This window comes from Streptomyces sp. NPDC093544 (assembly GCF_040683495.1).
In the GTDB taxonomy this organism is placed as follows: domain Bacteria; phylum Actinomycetota; class Actinomycetes; order Streptomycetales; family Streptomycetaceae; genus Streptomyces.
In genome coordinates this window covers 267,909-285,246 of the sequence record NZ_JBFBEA010000006.1, presented here as the reverse complement: position 1 = coordinate 285,246, position 17,338 = coordinate 267,909, and the positions used below count along the sequence as shown (strand labels likewise).

General features: G+C 69.8%; 15 protein-coding genes, 1 pseudogene and 1 riboswitch. Of the genes and pseudogenes, 8 read left to right on the top strand and 8 right to left on the bottom strand.

From position 1 onward, the window contains the following. The first annotated feature begins 291 nt into the window (after window positions 1-291). The 4 genes and pseudogenes from AB0N66_RS11300 to AB0N66_RS11285 all read left to right on the top strand — a co-directional run bounded on the left by AB0N66_RS11300 (window position 292) and on the right by AB0N66_RS11285 (window position 3,252). Window positions 292-1,146, top strand: a complete 855-nt coding sequence (locus tag AB0N66_RS11300; RefSeq protein ID WP_365431503.1) for a methyltransferase domain-containing protein — start codon at window positions 292-294, stop codon at window positions 1,144-1,146. Window positions 1,147-1,199: 53 nt separating this feature from the next. After that, complete coding sequence (locus AB0N66_RS11295) at window positions 1,200-2,228, top strand: methyltransferase (RefSeq protein ID WP_365431500.1); 1,029 nt, start codon at window positions 1,200-1,202, stop codon at window positions 2,226-2,228. 336 nt (window positions 2,229-2,564) lie between these two features. Then, window positions 2,565-2,738 (top strand): annotated as a pseudogene (locus AB0N66_RS11290) (IS701 family transposase); the annotation flags it as partial. Between the two features lie 271 nt (window positions 2,739-3,009). Next, window positions 3,010-3,252 (top strand): hypothetical protein, encoded by a 243-nt coding sequence (locus AB0N66_RS11285; protein ID WP_365431782.1) that lies wholly within the window; start codon window positions 3,010-3,012, stop codon window positions 3,250-3,252. A 756-nt stretch (window positions 3,253-4,008) separates the two neighbouring features. Here AB0N66_RS11285 and AB0N66_RS11280 read toward each other — a convergent pair. Both AB0N66_RS11280 and AB0N66_RS11275 read right to left on the bottom strand, forming a co-directional pair. Then, the gene (locus AB0N66_RS11280) at window positions 4,009-5,229 is read right to left on the bottom strand and encodes a metallophosphoesterase (RefSeq protein WP_365431497.1); all 1,221 of its coding nucleotides are present in this window, start codon (window positions 5,227-5,229) and stop codon (window positions 4,009-4,011) included. 149 nt (window positions 5,230-5,378) lie between these two features. Beyond that, entirely contained in the window at window positions 5,379-6,068 is a 690-nt protein-coding gene (locus tag AB0N66_RS11275) for a GMC family oxidoreductase (RefSeq protein ID WP_365431494.1), read from the bottom strand. On the opposite strand from AB0N66_RS11275, the gene AB0N66_RS11270 reads away from it, so the two are divergent. Further along, window positions 5,977-6,606 (top strand): class I SAM-dependent methyltransferase, encoded by a 630-nt coding sequence (locus AB0N66_RS11270; RefSeq protein ID WP_365431491.1) that lies wholly within the window; start codon window positions 5,977-5,979, stop codon window positions 6,604-6,606. The two genes, AB0N66_RS11275 and AB0N66_RS11270, sit on opposite strands and share 92 nt — an antisense overlap. A 9-nt stretch (window positions 6,607-6,615) precedes the next feature. On the opposite strand, the gene AB0N66_RS11265 is transcribed toward AB0N66_RS11270, so the two are convergent. Further along, entirely contained in the window at window positions 6,616-7,212 is a 597-nt protein-coding gene (locus tag AB0N66_RS11265) for a helix-turn-helix domain-containing protein (protein WP_365431488.1), read from the bottom strand. A 93-nt stretch (window positions 7,213-7,305) separates the two neighbouring features. On the opposite strand from AB0N66_RS11265, the gene AB0N66_RS11260 reads away from it, so the two are divergent. Beyond that, window positions 7,306-7,731, top strand: coding sequence for a nuclear transport factor 2 family protein (locus AB0N66_RS11260; RefSeq protein WP_365431485.1), 426 nt, complete (start codon window positions 7,306-7,308; stop codon window positions 7,729-7,731). Continuing rightward, window positions 7,728-8,582: an NAD(P)H-binding protein gene (locus tag AB0N66_RS11255; protein ID WP_365431483.1), complete on the top strand. Its 855-nt coding sequence runs from the start codon at window positions 7,728-7,730 to the stop codon at window positions 8,580-8,582. The genes AB0N66_RS11260 and AB0N66_RS11255 overlap by 4 nt, the downstream gene beginning before the upstream one ends. 60 nt (window positions 8,583-8,642) lie before the next feature. Here the strand turns inward: AB0N66_RS11255 and AB0N66_RS11250 are convergent, their stop codons facing one another. The 3 genes from AB0N66_RS11250 to metE form a co-directional block, all read right to left on the bottom strand. Continuing rightward, entirely contained in the window at window positions 8,643-9,371 is a 729-nt protein-coding gene (locus tag AB0N66_RS11250; RefSeq protein ID WP_365431761.1) for an FAD binding domain-containing protein, read from the bottom strand. A gap of 179 nt (window positions 9,372-9,550) precedes the next feature. Further along, the gene (locus tag AB0N66_RS11245; RefSeq protein ID WP_365431480.1) at window positions 9,551-10,141 is read right to left on the bottom strand and encodes a histidine phosphatase family protein; all 591 of its coding nucleotides are present in this window, start codon (window positions 10,139-10,141) and stop codon (window positions 9,551-9,553) included. 143 nt (window positions 10,142-10,284) lie between these two features. Next, on the bottom strand, window positions 10,285-12,603 hold the full coding sequence (gene metE / locus AB0N66_RS11240; RefSeq protein WP_365431477.1) for a 5-methyltetrahydropteroyltriglutamate--homocysteine S-methyltransferase: 2,319 nt from the start codon (window positions 12,601-12,603) through the stop codon (window positions 10,285-10,287). Window positions 12,604-12,768: 165 nt separating this feature from the next. Next, window positions 12,769-12,988, bottom strand: a riboswitch (cobalamin riboswitch). A 369-nt stretch (window positions 12,989-13,357) separates the two neighbouring features. Here metE and AB0N66_RS11235 point away from each other — a divergent pair. Then, window positions 13,358-15,409 carry a phosphocholine-specific phospholipase C gene (locus tag AB0N66_RS11235; protein WP_365431474.1) on the top strand — a complete coding sequence of 684 codons (2,052 nt, stop codon included), beginning with the start codon at window positions 13,358-13,360 and terminating at the stop codon, window positions 15,407-15,409. A gap of 61 nt (window positions 15,410-15,470) precedes the next feature. On the opposite strand, the gene AB0N66_RS11230 is transcribed toward AB0N66_RS11235, so the two are convergent. Beyond that, on the bottom strand, window positions 15,471-16,424 hold the full coding sequence (locus tag AB0N66_RS11230) for a DMT family transporter (protein WP_365431471.1): 954 nt from the start codon (window positions 16,422-16,424) through the stop codon (window positions 15,471-15,473). Next, the gene (locus tag AB0N66_RS11225; RefSeq protein WP_365431468.1) at window positions 16,421-17,308 is read right to left on the bottom strand and encodes a phosphatase PAP2 family protein; all 888 of its coding nucleotides are present in this window, start codon (window positions 17,306-17,308) and stop codon (window positions 16,421-16,423) included. The genes AB0N66_RS11230 and AB0N66_RS11225 overlap by 4 nt, the downstream gene beginning before the upstream one ends. Between the last annotated feature and the right edge of the window lie 30 nt (window positions 17,309-17,338).

The window sequence follows — 17,338 nt, the reverse complement described above, 5'->3', positions numbered from 1 at the left end:
TCCCCTCTCCACCAGGGCAAACGCCCTCTCCGGACCTGCGGGGACGCCGGCACACCGGCACGCCCGGCAACGCACACGCCGGACCGGGCGCCCGCACTAGCGGCCAACGCTCCTCATGCGTCGAAGCGAATACGCGTCATCCGTACGCCACCGAAACAAACACCGAAACAATTCTGCGCCCGAAATAAATGTTGCCCCGTTCGCAAAGGAGTTGCTAATGTTCCCGGCGATGCATGGCGCACCAACCAACGCTCGTACCGCCCAGCGCAGTCGACCGGGATGGAGAAGCACATGTCTCAGGCGAAATCCGATGCCGTAAACCAGGTAGGAACCCTCTACGACCAAATGGCCGGCTTCGAGTCGGACAATTTCGGCGGCGATCACAACCTGCACTTCGGATATTGGGACGATCCCGAGGACACCTGGCCCCTGGAACGCGCGGAAGAGCGTTTCACGGAACTGATGATCGAGAAGCTCAGGGCCAAGCCCGGCGACCGAGTTCTCGACGTCGGCTGCGGAATGGGGACCCCGGCGATCCGCCTCGCGCACTCCACCGGCGGCAAGGTAGTCGGCGTCACCGTCAGTCATGAGCAAGTAAAGCGGGCCGGTATTCGCGCGACCGCTGCGGGGTTGGCGGACCGGGTCTCTTTCCAGTACGCGGACGCTGCGGCCCTGCCCTTCGAGGCGGGTTCTTTCGACGCGGTCTGGGCACTGGAATCCATCATTCACATGCCCGACCGTGTCCAGGTGCTACGGGAAATGGCCCGGGTTGTCAGGCCCGGCGGCCGGGTCGTACTGACCGACTTCTTCGAGCGCGCCCCCGTTCCGGAGCGCAAACGTGCCGCCGTCGAGAAGTTCTACGAGAACTGGGTCATGGGCCCCATCGTGAGAATCGATGACTATCCGGGTCTGGTCCGGGAAGCCGGCCTGCGCCTGGTCGAGGTGTCCGACATCAGCGAGCAGGTGATGAAGCGGACCCTCGAAGGAATCGCCGAGCGGATCAACCACGACAAGAAGCACATCGACAACACGCTCGGCGCCGAACTGGTCGACGATCTCGACCTCTCGGATCTCATCGAGGTGTGGGAGCTCGGCTACCTCCTGGTCGTCGCGGAGCTCCCCGGAAACGACACCCGGAGTTCCTGAGGATCTCGAACCGGTCAACGCCGGGGACAGCAGTCGACTCAGAGGGGGAGAACATGTCTAGCGACGCCCGATCAGGGCCGGATCTCCAGGAGATGTACCACGCGTCCGGCCCTTGGATAGGCCAGACGCTCTATGTGGCCGCCTATCTGGGTCTCGCCGACCTGCTGGGCGAGGAGCCCATGGGAATCGGGGAGATCGCCAAGGCGACCGACAGCGACGAGGACGCCCTGTACCGGTTCTGCCGGGCCCTCACCGCCCTCGGCATGCTGGCCGAGCATCCCGGGAAGTCCTTCACCCTGAAGGAACCGGGCAAGGCGCTCGCCCAGGATGCGCCCGACGGCTTCCGTGACGGGGTGCTTCTGCAGAGCGGTGCCGTCTTCCGCGCCTGGGCGGGCGTGATCCACACCGTGAAGACCGGACGCCCCGCCTTCGACGAGGCGTTCGGGATGGACTACTTCGAGTTCCTCGCCGCTCATCCCGAGGAGGCGCGCGTCTTCAATCGCGCCATGGGCGCCACCATGCCCGCCGCGATAGCCGCGCTGCAGCGCTACGAGTTCGAGGACTGCCACACGGTCGTCGACGTCGGCGGTGGCGACGGCAGGCTGATGGCCTCGGTCCTCGCACGCCACCCGGAGCTGCTCGGACTGCTCCAGGACCTGCCCGAGACCGTGGCGCAGGCCGAGGCGAACCTGGCCGGGGCCGGCGTGACCGACCGGTGCACGCTCGTCGGCCAGAGCTTCTTCGACACGGTCGCCCCGGGCGGAGACGTCTACGTCCTGTCCCGGGTCCTGCACGACTGGAACGACGACAACGCCCTGAAGGTCCTCCGGAAGGTCCGGGCGGCCATGCCGTCGCACGGCAGGCTCATCCTCGTCGAGACCGTCCTGCGGCCCACCGAGGGCGACGTCCGGAGCGTGCTGGGCGATCTGCTCATGCTGGTCGTCCTCGGTGGCAAGGAGCGCACGGAGAACGAGTGGACGGAACTCCTGGCGGCAGCGGGATTCACGATCCGACGGATTCTGGACGACCCGGGCATGGCCACCACACGTGGGCACAGCGTCATCGAGGCGGTCGCGGGGTAGCAACGCCCCCGTACCGAAGCAGGCCAGGGACGGCGCGGAGGCCGTGCGGCCTCCGCGCCCGGGTCGGCTGCTGGTTCGTCTTGGGCAGGCCGGGCGGGTTGATCTCCGACTTGGTCACGGCTTTGTCGGACAGGCCCCAACGCGCTAGTACTCCAGCAGGATCTCGCTGTCTGACCTGCGGGTTTCGCTGGGCGACTGGAGTGTAGCGGGCTGTGGAGTGGCCGGGGGCGGTCTCACGGAGGCCGCCCCTCGAACGTGCGACAACGCCGCAGGTAATGACAGCGGGCGGGAAAGCCTCCCCGTGTGATCACCGAGTGTGCTGCCGAACAGTGGGACCTGGAACTGGACGACCTCTTCGTGACCATCGGTCATCGCTTCGGCCGCGTGGAACTTCGCCGCCGTATGCGTGACTACGTACGCGGACGGCTCGCCCCGGTGGCCCGAAAGAACAACTGGCAGCTGGCCGAACAGGCAGGCCACGCCACCCCCGATGGTCTGCGGCACCTGCTCGCCGGCGCGAAGTGGGAGCCCGACGACATCGTTCGCCGGCGTGGTGCAGCGGGCCGCCCGCGGTCTCGGCGAAGTTCAGATGCGCCCGCAGCACCCGCAGCGCGGTCCGCCCTCGCTCCCCGCGCCAGGGCGTGGTCTCGATGCGGTCCCGCAGCGCGGCGAGCACCTCGTAGGCGTCATGGCGCGACTCCAGCACTCTCGTACTGCCGACCGCGGCCGAGGCGCTGGCCCGCACCCTGCGGATGTAGTCCAGAGCGCGTGACTGCCCGGAGTGCAGCGCGATGTGCCGGGCGTGCCGCCCGCCTTCGTGCTCCGGGTGCAGCAGGAACTGCGTCAGTTGGTCGACGGTTCCGCCGGCGCGCGCCACATGGCAGGCGATGGCCGCGGTCATCCGGTGCCCGTGCTCGGCCGCACCCTGGCGATCTCCGCGCAGGGCCAGAGTCCGGGTGTCAGAGGCGAGGCGACTGTAACTGCCGGTGGCGTAGCGGCCGGTGAGATCGCCGAGCAGGATTAGATCAGCCGCTGCCGACGGAAGTCGGGATAGGCCCAGAGGGCCGCAGGGGTGGGGGAACTGTCGTTGGGGGAGTGGCTGGTGGATGCTGTCTGGCACGGTGGGGTCGTCTCGCAAAGACGTGGACGCCACCCAGGCCCGCAAAAACCACGGGTGGTGTCCGAGACCAACCTCTATCGGTGCCGGCGAAGTCCCCAGGATTCCCGTCCTGGAGGACCTCGTACATCTGGCCCCGAGCAGAGGCAGGCGTCCCCAACGCGGCTCGACCAGAGGACGAATCAGAGTGCCCGTCAGAGTCGCCACCCGTGATCCACACCGTCCAACTCGGGTCCCTCAGAGCCCAGTTCCACAGGGTGATGCCTCTGACTGGCTCTGAGCGACCCGGGTCGAACCGGGGTCGAATCAGAGCGTTTTCCCCTGACTGCCTCCGCTCGCCTCTGCAACCCGTCCTAGCAGGTCACAGCCTCATCGACCCCACACAAGCGCAGGTCAGAAAGGTGCGCTAGCTGTACCACTGGTTCCTGGCGAAGGCGGTCGTGTGCGGCATGGCGTTCCCGTCCCTGAGTGCGGGGCGCCGTCGCCCCGCGAGCCGTGGTTGGACTTAGCGTCCTGACGGGTGCGGCAGCTGTGCAAGGCGTCTTCTGCCAGACGGAAGGGCTTCAGTGAAGAGGCTGGTCAGAGCATTGCTCTGTTGCCCCCGGATGCCTGTCTGTGTATGCCTGTGACGTCTCTTCGGCGGATGTGTTGGCCCGCTCGGTGCTACGGCGAGGTGGGCAGGTGCGGGGAGCGGAGCACGAGCAGGGTGATCTCGCTGGGGGCGAAGACGCGGAACGGCGGGCCCCAGAAGCCGGTGCCGCGACTGGTGTAGAGGAGGGTGCGGGTGCCGTGGCGGCTGAGGCCGGCGAGGGCGGGCTGGTCGAGGCGGACCAAGTGGTGGAAGGGCCAGATCTGGCCGCCGTGGGTGTGGCCGGAGAGCTGCAGGTCGATGCCGTCGGCTGCCGCCCGGTCGACGAACTTGGGCTGGTGTGCCAGGAGCAGAACGGGCAGGTCGGGGTCGGCGCCGTTCAGGGCTCCGGCGAGGTTGGCGCGGTGGCCTGCCAGGCCGGAGGACTCGGCGGTGACGTCGTCCACGCCGGCGACCACGAGGGTGTCGCCTCCGCGTTCGATCAGCAGATGACAGTTGCGCAGCGGCTCCCAGCCCAGCTCGCCCATCAGGTCGACCCAGCCCTGGGCCTCGCTGTAGTACTCATGGTTGCCGGTGACGTACACACGGGCCCGGGTGGCTTGCACGGTACCGAGCGGGACGGCCTGAGCGCGGCGGCGTTGGGCCGTGCCGTCCGCGATGTCACCGGTGTGGCAGACCAGGTCGGCCTCCAGAGTGTTCACCGTCTCGCACACCCGCTCCGACCAGCGAGCGCGATCGAGCGGGCCGTAATGGGTGTCGGTGATGAGGACGACGCGGAGGCCGTCCAACCCGGCGCCCAGCCGCGGGAGTTGCACGTCGAGGCGGCGCACGCGTGGCACGCGGCGGGCTTCGGCGTATCCCCAGGCGAGCAGTGCGGCGGTTGTGCCGAGGATGGCCCAGGTGACGATTCGGGCGCGGTCCTGGCTCTCGCCGACGCCGGCCACGGTCAGGGCGAGCCGCAAGAGGACGCCGAGCAGAACGGACCAGGTGAACAGAACCCAGCTGGCGCCCAGCAGGGTGTCACCGATGATCGCGGCCCAGTCCTGCTGGCGTCGGCCGTGGCCGCGCCCCATCGCGAGCGGCATAGCGATCAGGCCGAGGACGAACAGGGCGGTGCCGGCCAGCGTGACGGGCAACGGCCAGTGCTGGCCGGTGTACAGGAGCACCCAGCAGGGCACGGCCCACAGCAGGACGGGGGCGATCAGGGGGATGTAGCGCATCAGGCGGTGCAGTCGGCTCTGCCGCGGAGCCTGCACTTCGCTGTCGGCGGATCGGGTGTCGCTGGTGTCGGTCACGCTTCCCCTCTCTGACCGGGCTGCCGTCTCGCGCACTGTATCCGGTCGTCCACAAGCGCAGGTCAGAAAGGTGCGCCAGCTGACCATTGGTTCCTGACGAAGGCGGTGTTGTGGGGCATGGGGAAGGACTTCACAAGGTCACTTGCGCCTCACGGAAGAGGGGCGGGGCCCGTCGTCACGACGGGCCCAGGAGCAGGTGTCAGGAGGCCGGCGCCCGTTCCGGGACCGTGTCGGTCGAAGCGGTCGGCGAGCAGTTCGGCGGCCATGATGACGGTCAGGTTCGTGGCCACGGACGGCGCGTCGGGCAGGATCGACGCGTCGGCCACCCGCAGACCCGGGACTCCGTGGACCCGCCCCAACGCGTCGACCACCGAGGCCGGGTCGGAGGCGGGGCCCATCGGGGCGGTGCCGCACAGGTGCGGGTAGGGTTTGACGTTGGCCCGCAGGTACGCCGTGAGTTGCGCATCCGAAGTCACGGCGGGGCCCGGGGCGATCTCGGTGAGACCCAGGTCGCGCAGCGGCGTGGTGGCGGCGAGCCGGCGGCCGAGCGCGACCGCCTCCGCCGGCTTGCGCCGGTCGCGCGGATCGTCGAGCAGCCCAAGGCTCAGGCGGGGAGCGGTAGTTGGGTCGGTGTCGGTCAGCCGGAGGGTGCCGTGACTGCCGGGCTCGGTGCGTGTGACGGAGAGCAGGAAACCGAGCCCGCTGCCCTGCGGATACGCGCTGGAACGGACCAGGTGGCTGGGCGCGATGTGCAGGTCGGGTTCGGAGTTCTCCCTGCGCGAGGACCCGGTCCTTGCCGGGCTGCGCGAGGAGACCGCCGCGCTGCCCGACCGGATCATGCAGATCCTCCCCGAGGAAGCCCAGTTCCTGGCCCTCCTGATCCGCCTCACCCGGGCGCGTACCGTCCTGGAGATCGGCACCTTCACCGGCTACAGCTCGCTGTGCATGGCCCGCGCCCTGCCGGCCGGCGGTGAACTCATCACCTGCGACATCAGCGAGGAATGGACCACGATGGCCCGCCAGGCCTGGCAGCAGGCGGGCGTCGCCGACCGCATCGACCTCCGCCTCGGCGACGCGGTGGAGACCTTGGACGGCCTGTTGCTCGAACGCGGCCCCGACTGCGTCGACTTCGTCTTCATCGACGCGGACAAGGCCCACTACCCGGAGTACTACGAACAGTCCCTCGCCCTCACCCGGCCGGGCGGCCTGCTCGTCCTGGACAACACCCTCTGGTCGGGCCGCGTCACCGATCCCGCCGTCCAGGACGCCGACACCCTCGGCGTACGGAAGGTCAACCGCACCCTCCTCGAAGACCAGCGGGTCGACCTGTCCATGCTCCCCATGGCCGACGGAGTCACCCTCGCCCGTAAGCGTTGACGGGCCGGTTCAAGCGAGCGGCGTACGGGAATCCAGGATCCTGGCGGTGAAGGCCGCCAGCTGGGCCCGCATCTGGTCACGAGTCGCCCGCTGTTGGCCTACGAGGTATTCGACGAGGTCGGCGCGGGTGGCGGCCAGTAGGGCGTGCGCGGTGAAATCGCTGTCGGCGAGTCCGGGAATCTGATCGAGCGCGGTCTTGAGTGTGCTGTGCCATCGCTCGTAGTGCGCTGCCTGATAAGGGCTGCTGTCGCCGCCGGTTCCCTCCAGCGCCAGGGCGAGGTGCCGGTGGTCGAGCTTGAAGCAGAGGACGGCGTCGAGGAGGGCGGGTACGCGCTGGATCGGCGGGGTCGCGGGTCCCAGAGGTGGTGGCCCCTCCTCGGTGGCGAGCCTGACGGGTGCGAGCCGCAGCTCGTAGAGCGCGTGGATCAGGCCCGTACGGTCACCGAAGCCGCGGAAGAGCGTTGCCTTGCCGACGCCGGCCGCTGCCGCGATGTCGGCCATGGTCACCGCCTCGGGGCTCTCGCACTGGGCGAAGAGGGTGTCGGCAGCCGCGAGGACGGCCTCGCGGTTGCGAGTGGCGTCTGATCGTGGCTTGCGTTCGGCCATGCGGTTCCTCCGATTGCAAAGCGGACCTCGGGTCCGTATCGTCAGTCACGTGAAGCGGACCCACGGTCCGCATTCTACGGGACGGAGCACCCCATGACCACGAACACCGCACCGGCGGACCTGTACCGCCAGGGCCTGCAGCTGCTGCTGGACAAGGACATCCCCGCCTGGGTCGGCCTCTGGGACGAGGACGGGATCCTCGAGTTCCCCTTCGCGCCGGAGGGCTGGCCGAAGCGGCTGGAGGGCAAGGCGGCCATCGGCGAGTACATGCGTGACTATCCCGACCACATAGACATGCACGACTTCCCCTACGTCGAGATTCACCAGACTCTCGTCCCGGAGACCATCGTGGTCGAGATGCGCGGTGTGGGCCGCCTGGTGGACACCGACAGCCCCTTCGAGATGACCTACATCGCCGTGGTCACCGTCAGGAACGGCCGCATCACCAGCTACCGCGACTACTGGAACCCGCTCGCCGTCCAGGACCCCGCCACCAACTTCGCCGGGAGCAACCGATGAACCCTCCCGAGGAGTTCGCCCTGGTCATCGGGGCAACCGGCACCACCGGCAGCCGTGTCGCCGCCCGGCTGGCCGCCGAGGGCCGGCGCGTCAGGGCCGCGAGCCGACGTGCCACCCCCGTGGACGGGGCTTCTCCCGTCCGGTTCGACTGGGACGACCCCACGTCCTACGACGGCGCCCTCGAAGGCGTGGACCGGGTCTATCTCATCCCACCGCTCGGCGCTCCGGACCCGGCAGCCGTCATGCTGCCCTTCCTCCAGCAGGCCCGTGCGGCGGGAGTACGTCGCGCGGTGCTCCTCAGCTCGTCGGCGATACCCGCGGGCGGCCCTGCCGTGGGGCAGGTTCACCGAGCCCTGCCCGGACTGTTCGCCGAGTGGGCGGTCCTGCGGCCCTCGTGGTTCATGCAGAACTTCACCGGCGACCACGCACACGCCCGGACGATTCGAGCGGACGGGACCATCCGAACGGCAGCGGGCGAGGGCCGCGTCGGATTCGTCGACGCCGACGACATCGCGGCCGTCGCCGTCCACGCACTGACCGACGCGCAGGCGCCGAACACCGACCTGATCATCACCGGGCCGACAGCGCTGAGCTACAGCGAGATCGCAGCCGTCCTCACCGAGGTCACCGGCCGGACCGTCACCCACGGTCGACTGACCTACGAGCAGATGCGCGACCGGCTGACCGCCGACATGCCCGTCGAGTTCGCCGCGATGCTCGCCGGCATGGACCAGGCCATCGCCGAGGGCGCCGAGGACCGCACCACCGACACGGTCCAGCGCCTCACCGGTCGCCCGCCGAGCAGCTTCCGCGCCTTCGCGGAACGGGAGTCGGGCCGACTCCGGGTCTGACGTCCCCGGTCCGCGCACGAGGGCGGCCACCGCGAAAACCCCCGGCGAAATCGCGCGTCCTCAACGGACGGCAGGGCGCGCCAAGAGCTCGGTGACCTGCCGGCGGACCACTTCCCAGGCCGCCGCGTGAAGTCCGCCGACAGCTGTACGACGCAGGGCGTGGAGGACCTGTTCGGCATCGGCGTCGGCGTCACACGCGGTGCTGTCGCTGAGTACCTCGTAGCCGTCGCGGACGGCGACCCGAAGGCGGTTTCGTCCGCCGTCGTCGGTGTGCACAGCCGTGGCGACGACGAGGGGCGGCGCCCCACCCGCTTCGCCCGCCTCCTTGTAGTACGCGCTGGCGATCGGTTCGCGCCAGTGGAGGCTGAGCAGCAGGTGGCGCTTGGCCAGCACCTCGGCCAGGTCGGTCTCGTAGACGCTGTCCCGTTCCAGGACTGTCGCATGGGCGTCCAGTACGAGTGCCGCGGGCAGCAGACATCGCAGCGTGCTCCCGACGAGATTGCCGCCGACCGTGGCTGTCCGGCGTACCGCTCCGGTTCCCACGGAGGAGGCCGCCCGGCGCAGCGTCTCCGGCAGGTGGTCATCGATCCGGTTCAGCACCACGGCCGCGCCCAGTGCCTCGCGCCCGATCACATTGGCCTCCGGCAGCTCGCGCAGCGACATGGCCTGCTCGGGAAACCCGTCCCGCTGCCAGGTGGCCCACACCAGAGTCGCCCCGCCTATCGGCACCGCCCCTTCGGCCATGCACTCCTGTGCTTCGGACACGGACGTGGGCAGACGCAACAGCACGGTGGCCGACCTGCCTTCCTGGAAGTTGGGGGGTGAAGTACGAGATACCTCAACCACATGACCGATGGCATGGCGCATTTTTCCCGCGCACGCGGGGGCGCGTACAGGGCTCACTCCTGCACGCTGTGCTCCCTCGCGTGCGGGCCCGCAGTACGGCGCTGTTGATCGACGGTTCAGCCTCAGTGTCCAGCGCTGGTGCCCGGCGTTCCGAGCGTCCGTCCGAGCCGCAGATTCCAGCGCCCGGAGCGTCCGCTGATCTCGGTCGCGGTCAGTGGTGGTACGTCGAGCCGCCAGAAGGCCGCCTCGGGTGCCTTGAGGACTGTGACCACCACGGCCCGTACGATCTCCGGCTCCACCACGGCGAGAGTCCTGCCCGCGACCTCCGCGGACGCGTCCAGCCACCCGGCGACCCGCTCGCACAGGGCCCGCACCGATTCCCCGCCGGGTGGGGCCGCGGCCGGGTCCGTCAGCCAGCGGGCCACCGTGTCGGGTTCTCCGGCGCTGACCTCGTCGAGCGTCCGACCCCGCCAGCGGCCCATGTCCAGCGCACTCAGCGCGGGTTCGTCCAGCGCGGCGAGCCCGAGCGCCGACGCCGTCTCCCGGCAGCGCACCGTGGGGGAGACCAGCACCCGGTCGGCGGTGGGAAGCGTGTCGGCGGCGGACTCGGCGCGTGCGGCGCCGCTCGTATCGATCGGGCTGCCGTCGTCGAACCGGGCCTCCCGCAGCGATCGGTTCATCGCCGGTGAGATCAATGTGACGCGGCTGGTCACTACTTCGCTCCTGTTCTCCGTGCCGAAGGATGGGCACGTGCTTCGGGTACGACATCACAGCCACGCGCCACATGCGTACCGGGCACCGACCAGGGACGGCCGAGAAGGGGCCGGCGCACGCCCTCTCGGCCGTCCCGGCGGAGTCAGGACCCGGCGAGTTCCGTGCGGACCGTCCGGGCCGCTGCGACCAGGTTCTCCAGCGAGGCGCGGGTCTCGGGCCAGCCGCGGGTCTTCAGGCCGCAGTCGGGGTTGACCCACAGCCGTTCGGCGGGGATGGCCTCAAGTCCCTTGCGCAGCAGGGCCGCTGCGTCGTCCGTGCTCGGCACGCGCGGGGAGTGGATGTCGTAGACGCCCGGTCCGGCCTCGCGGGGGTAGCCGTGTTCGGCCAGTTCGCGGGCGACCTGCATGTGCGAGCGGGCGGCCTCCAGGCTGATGACGTCGGCGTCGAGGTCGTCGATGGCCTGGACGATGTCGCCGAACTCGGCGTAGCACATGTGGGTGTGGATCTGGGTGTCCGGACGCACGCTGCTCGTGCTGAGCCGGAACGCCTCGGTGGCCCACGCCAGGTAGGCCGGGCGGTCGGCGGCCCGCAGCGGGAGTGTCTCGCGCAGGGCGGGCTCGTCGACCTGGATGACCGAAGTGCCTGCCGTTTCCAGGTCGTTGACCTCGTCGCGCAGGGCGAGGGCGACCTGACGGGCGGTGTCGCCGAGGGGCTGGTCGTCGCGGACGAAGGACCAGGCGAGCATGGTGACCGGCCCGGTGAGCATGCCCTTGACCGGCTTTTCGGTGAGGGACTGGGCGTACGTCGTCCAGCGCACCGTCATCGGCTCGGGGCGGGAGATGTCGCCGGCCAGGATCGGCGGGCGGACGTAGCGGGTGCCGTAGGACTGCACCCAGCCGTGCTGGGTGGCGAGGTAGCCGGTGAGCTGCTCGGCGAAGTACTGGACCATGTCGTTGCGTTCGGGCTCGCCGTGCACCAGGACGTCCAGGCCGGTCTTCTCCTGGAAGGAGATCACCTCGCCGATCTCGGCCCTGATGCGCTCCTCGTACCCGTCGTTGTCGATCCGCTTCGCACGCAGGTCGGCCCGCGCGGTGCGCAGTTCGGTGGTCTGCGGGAAGGAGCCGATGGTGGTGGTCGGCAGCAGGGGCAGGCCGAGGTGGGCGCGCTGGGCGGTGGCGCGTTCCGCGTACGGCTGGGTGCGGCGGGCGTCGGCCTCCGTGACGGCGGCGGCGCGGGCGCGGACGGCAGGGTCGCGGGTGATCGGCGAGTCGGCGCGGGAGGCCAGGGCGGCCCGGTTGGCGGCCAGTTCCGCGGTGATGGCGTCGGTGCCGAGGGTGAGGCCCTTGGCGAGGGTGGCGATCTCGGCGGTCTTCTGCCGGGCGAAGGCGAGCCAGCCCACGATCTGCGGGTCGATGTCGCGTTCGGCGGCGGCGTCGAGCGGGACGTGGAGCAGCGAGGAGGAGGCGGCCACGTCGACCTGACCGGCCAGGCCAAGGAGGGTGCCCAGCGTGGCGAGTGACCTCTCCAGGTTGTTGACCCAGATGTTGCGTCCGTTGACCACCCCGGCGACCAGGCGCTTGCCCGGCAGACCGCCCACGGCGGCGAGCGTGTCCAGGTTGGCCGCGGCCGCGTCGGTGAAGTCGAGGGCGAGCCCGTCGACGGGGGCCTTGGCGAGCACGGGCAGGGCGTCGCCGAGCCGGTCGAAGTACGAGGCGACCAGGAGCTTCGGGCGGTCGGTGAGCCCTCCCAGGTCGCGGTAGGCGCGTTCGGCGGCGTTCAGCTCGGCGGGAGTGCGGTCCTGGACGAGGGCGGGTTCGTCGAGCTGCACCCATGTGGCGCCTGCGGCTCGCAGATCGGCGAGCACCTCGGCGTACACGGGCAGCAGCCGGTCCAGCAGGGTCAGCGGATCGAAGTCCGCGGCCACGCCGGGGGCGGGCTTGGCGAGCAGGAGATAGGTGACCGGGCCGACCAGCACGGGCCGGGCGGTGAGGCCGCGGGCGAGGGCTTCGCGGAGCTCGTCGACCTGCTTGGTGGAGTCGGTGGTGAAGACGGTGTCGGGACCCAGCTCAGGCACCAGGTAGTGGTAGTTGGTGTCGAACCACTTCGTCATCTCCAGCGGCGCGACGTCCTGGGTGCCGCGTGCCATGGCGAAGAAGCCGTCCAGGGCGTCCGCCTCGACAGCGTCCCGGTGGCGGGCGGGGATCGCGCCGACCATGACCGTGGTGTCCAGGACGTGGTCGTAGTACGAGAAGTCGCCGGTCGGTACCTCGTGGATGCCGGCCTCGGCCAGCTGCTGCCAGTTGGTCCGGCGCAGGTCGGCGGCGGTGGCACGGAGGGTCTTCGCGTCGACGCGGCCCTTCCAGTAACCCTCGATCGCCTTCTTGAGCTCCCGGTTCTGGCCCTGGCGGGGGTAGCCGTACACGGTGGCCTGTGCTGCCGCGGCTGCGGGCTTGGTGGTCACGGAAATCTCCTTCGCGAGATGAATCCCTGAGATCCCGGCGACGGGACGAGAGCGCGAAGGGGTGACACACCGAACGCAACGATTCTTGCGCGCAAAGGCGCGGTCGTCCGTCTGGATATGTGCGCCGACCCGCCCACGAGGTCACCGGGATGTCCGCGCACGATGGCTCGCGCGCGGGCAGCGGGCAGGTCTTCGGACTTGTGGGCGCGTCCCAGTCGTACGAGACACCTACTGGCCGTCGCTTCCCAGCCCCTCCCGGGTCCAGTGCGTATGACGGCGGTCGTTCCCACTCACCGCTGCGGGGCAGTCCCGGATTCCCACCGGGTTCCCTCTTACGACGCCTCCCGTCTGGCGGACGGGGCGAACCAGCTGCACAGACCAGCGTAGAGGGCTTCGGGTGGCCGCGGGGACAACGCCCACATGCCGGATGGTGAGATGAGACATGCGGTCCGTGTCCGGACCCACTCCACTTCGCCGCGGGTTTTGCCCGATGTTGGTTGCGGGAGTCGAGATTGGCGTTCGGTTGACATCCGTTCGCCGCACGTACCGCCTAGTTTCACGCAGGGGCCACGAGGCCCTTCCTTGTCGTTTGGTGCTCTTGTAACACTCCAATCGCACACGTTCCAGCAGCAACCCGGCTACCCGATCATCCCGGCCACCCGATCATCCCGGCCACCCGATCATCCCGGCCACCCGGTCATCCCGTACTTCCGTTACTCCCATCACTTCCGTCAGGACAAGAGGTCACCCACCCATGCCTCAAGTGAATCGGCGCCGATTCCTCCAGCTCACCGGCGGCACAGCGGCGTTCACCGCGCTGTCCAACAGCATCGAGCGGGCCGCGGCGCTGCCCGCGCACCAGGGCTCCGGCACGATCGACGATGTCGAGCACATCGTCGTCCTGATGCAGGAGAACCGTTCGTTCGACCACTACTTCGGCTCGCTCAGGGGTGTCCGCGGTTTCGGCGACCCGCGTCCGGCCACGACATCGGGTGACAAGTCGGTCTGGCACCAGTCGGACGGCGCCAAGGACGTGCTCCCCTTCCGTCCGGACGCCGACGACCTGGGCCTGCAGTTCATCCAGGACCTCCCGCACGGCTGGAATGACGGACACGCCGCCTTCAACAAGGGCAAGTACGACAAATGGGTGCCCAACAAGTCGTCGACGACGATGGCGTACCTGACGCGCGAGGACATTCCGTTCCACTACGCACTGGCCGACGCGTTCACCATCTGCGACGCCTACCACTGTTCGCTCATCGGCTCCACCGACCCGAACCGCTACTACATGTGGACGGGCTACACCGGCAACGACGGCACCGGCGGCGGCCCGGTCCTCGGCAACGACGAGGTCGGCTACGACTGGACGACGTACCCCGAGCGCCTCGAAGCGGCCGGCGTCTCCTGGAAGATCTACCAGGACATCGGCGACGGCCTGGACGCGAACGGCTCCTGGGGCTGGATAGACGACGCCTACCGCGGCAACTACGGCGACAATTCGCTGCTGTACTTCAACAAGTACCGCAACGCCAAGCCCGGCGACCCGCTCTACGACAAGGCCCGCACCGGCACCGACGCCCGCAAGGGCGAGGGCTTCTTCGACCAGCTGAAGGCCGACGTGCAGGGCAAGAAGCTGCCGAAGATCTCCTGGGTCGTCGCGCCCGAGGCGTTCACCGAGCACCCCAACTGGCCCGCCAACTACGGTGCCTGGTACATCTCCCAGGTCCTGGACGCGCTCACCTCCGATCCCGAGGTGTGGGGCAAGACGGCCCTGTTCATCACGTACGACGAGAACGACGGCTTCTTCGACCACCTCGTACCGCCGTTCCCGCCGCAGTCCGCCGCGCAGGGCAAGTCCACGGTCGACGTCGGCCCGGACCTCTACGCGGGCGACGCGAGCCACACGGCGGGCCCGTACGGGCTGGGCCAGCGGGTGCCGATGCTCGTCGTCTCGCCCTGGAGCAAGGGCGGTTACGTCTGCTCCGAGACGCTCGACCACACCTCCATCATCCAGTTCATGGAGCGCCGCTTCGGCGTGCACGAGCCCAATATCTCGCCCTGGCGGCGCGCGATCAGCGGCGACCTCAGCTCGGCCTTCGACTTCGCCCACAAGAACGCCTTGCCGGTCGCGCTGCCGGACACCGACGGCTACGAGCCGCCGGACAACGACCGGCATCCCGACTACGTGCCGACCCCGCCCGCGAACCCCGTCCTGCCCAAGCAGGAGCGTGGCTCGCGCCCGGCCCGCCCGCTCAAGTACGCGCCGGTGGTGGACGGTTCGGCGGACGTGGCGGCCGGCAAGTTCACGCTCACCTTCGGCTCGGGCGCCAAGGCAGGCGCCGCCTTCCTCGTCACGTCCGGCAACCGCACCGACGGCCCCTGGACCTACACGACCGAGGCAGGCAAGAAGGTCGCCGACACGTGGAACTCGGCGTACTCGAACGGCTCGTACGACCTGACGGTGCACGGTCCGAACGGCTTCCTGCGCACCTTCAAGGGCCCGGGCAAGAAGGCCGGACCCGAGGTCACCGCGCGGCACGTCGGCGACAACGTCGAGCTGACCCTCTCCAACAAGGGCTCCGGCACGGTCAACCTGAAGGTGAGCGACGGCTACGGCGGCCGGTCGAAGTCGTTCAAGGTGCGGTCGGGCACGACCGTGAAGCACACGGTCGATCTGCGGGCGAGCAAGCGCTGGTACGACCTGACCGTCGTGTCCGACGCGGACGCGAGCTTCCTGCGCGAGTTCGCCGGACACGTGGAGAACGGCCGGCCGGGCGTGAGCGACCCGGCGATCGTGACCGGCTGACACGGCGCCATGGGGAAGGGCGGTCGCGAAGTGTCCGCGACCGCCCTTCCCCATGGCGGTTCTACAGGGCGGTGAGATGCCCCGCGTTCGGTGCGTTCGGTTGCTGAGGCAGCAACGAGGGTTCGTACGCCGCTGACTCGGGCTCAAGGGCCAGCACCGCGGCGACCGGGTGGTCGTCGTCGACCAGCAGCGGGAACTCCGGCGCCGACCGCGACAGCGTCACCACGCCCCATGCCGCGATCCCCGCTCCCACGAGGGCCAGCAGCACACCCGCCGCGCCGCCCTGCAGACGTTCGCCGAGCAGGGACAGGCCGATCACCGCGGCGGCCACCGGATTGGCGAGCGTCACCACGGCCAGCGGCGCGCCGAGACCGCCCCGGTACGCGGTCTGCGACAGGAACAGTCCGCCCACCGCGAAGGCCGCCACGAGCACGGCCACCACGATCACCTGGGCGCTGAGCAGCGAATCCGAGCGGTCGGTCGCGGCCACCGTCACCGTCTGGGTGAGCGCCGAGGCGACACCGGAGGCGAATCCCGAGGCGGTCGCGTGCCGCAGCCCCGGCCGTGCGTTCCGGCGCGCGAGGGCGCCGATCACTACGGCGGTCGTGGCGGCGACGCCCAGCGCCTGCGGCACGCTCAGCACGTTGTCGGGCGCGGGGCCGGACGCCGTGACGAGCAGCGCCGCCAGTCCGGTCAGGGTGAGCGCGGTGCCGCGCCACTCGACCGCGCTGACCCGCCGCCCGGCGACCCGCGCCCCCAGCGGCACCGCGGCCACCAGGGTGAGCGCACCGAGCGGCTGCACCAGCGTGAGCGTGCCGTACTTGAGCGCGGCGACATGCAGCAGCGCGGCGGACGCGTTCAGCGCGACCGACCACCACCAGGCCCCGCTGCCCAGCAGCCGCAGCATGCCGGAGTCCGAGCTGCGGGACGCGAGCCGCTCCTGTGCCACGGCCGCGGCGGCGTACGCGACGGCCGAGAACAGCGACAGCACGACGGCGGCGACAGTGGAGTTCATCGGCCGGCTCCCACGAGCTGCGATATGTCCCGAACGGAGTCGTCGGCACGTTCCTGGGTGCGCCCCGCTGATGTCGTCGTCGGGTGGGGCAGGCGGATCACCGCGAGGGCGATCCCGAGCAGCGCGGCCGCCACGATCGCGTCGAGCCAGTAGTGGTTCGCCGTACCGACGATCACCAGCAGGGTGATCAGCGGATGCAGCAGCCACAGCCAGCGCCACCGGGACCGGGTCGCGGCGATCAGGCCGATCGCGACCATCAGGGCCCAGCCGAAGTGCAGCGACGGCATCGCCGCGAACTGGTTCGCCACCGCGTCGGTCGCGGGGTGCGCGCCGTACACCGTGGGTCCGTACGCCTGCCCGGTGTCCACGAGCCCCGTGACCTTCAGCAGACGCGGCGGTGCGAGCGGGAAGAAGAGATGCCCCACCAGAGCGGCGCCGGTGACCGCCGCGAGGACGCGGCGCGCCCACACGTAGTGGGCCGGGCGCTTCAGATACAGCCAGACCAGGAAGGCCACGGTCGCCGGGAAGTGGACGGTCGCGTAGTAGGTGTTGGCGATGTGCACGAGGGTGTCGCTGTGCAGCAGCAGGCCCTGTATGTCGCCCTCGCCCGGCAGATGGAGGGCCCGCTCCCAGTCCCATACGCGGTCCGCGTTGCGGAAGGCCTCGGCGGTGTGGCCGGTGGCCAACTGCCGGCCGATCTTGTAGACGAGGAAGAGTCCTACGACGAGCAGGAGCTCGCGCAGCAGCGGCGGGCGTGCGGAAGTGCCGTTCGGCGGGTGCGCCGCCTTCTCGTGCGCCGCCTTGTCGTTCGGTGCCGCCCGGCCTGTGGCCGCGTCGGTCTCCGGTTCGGTTGCGGATTCTGCAGGCTCGGTTCGGGAATCCATCCCCCGGCCCCCTTGCTGACGGTCTTGCGT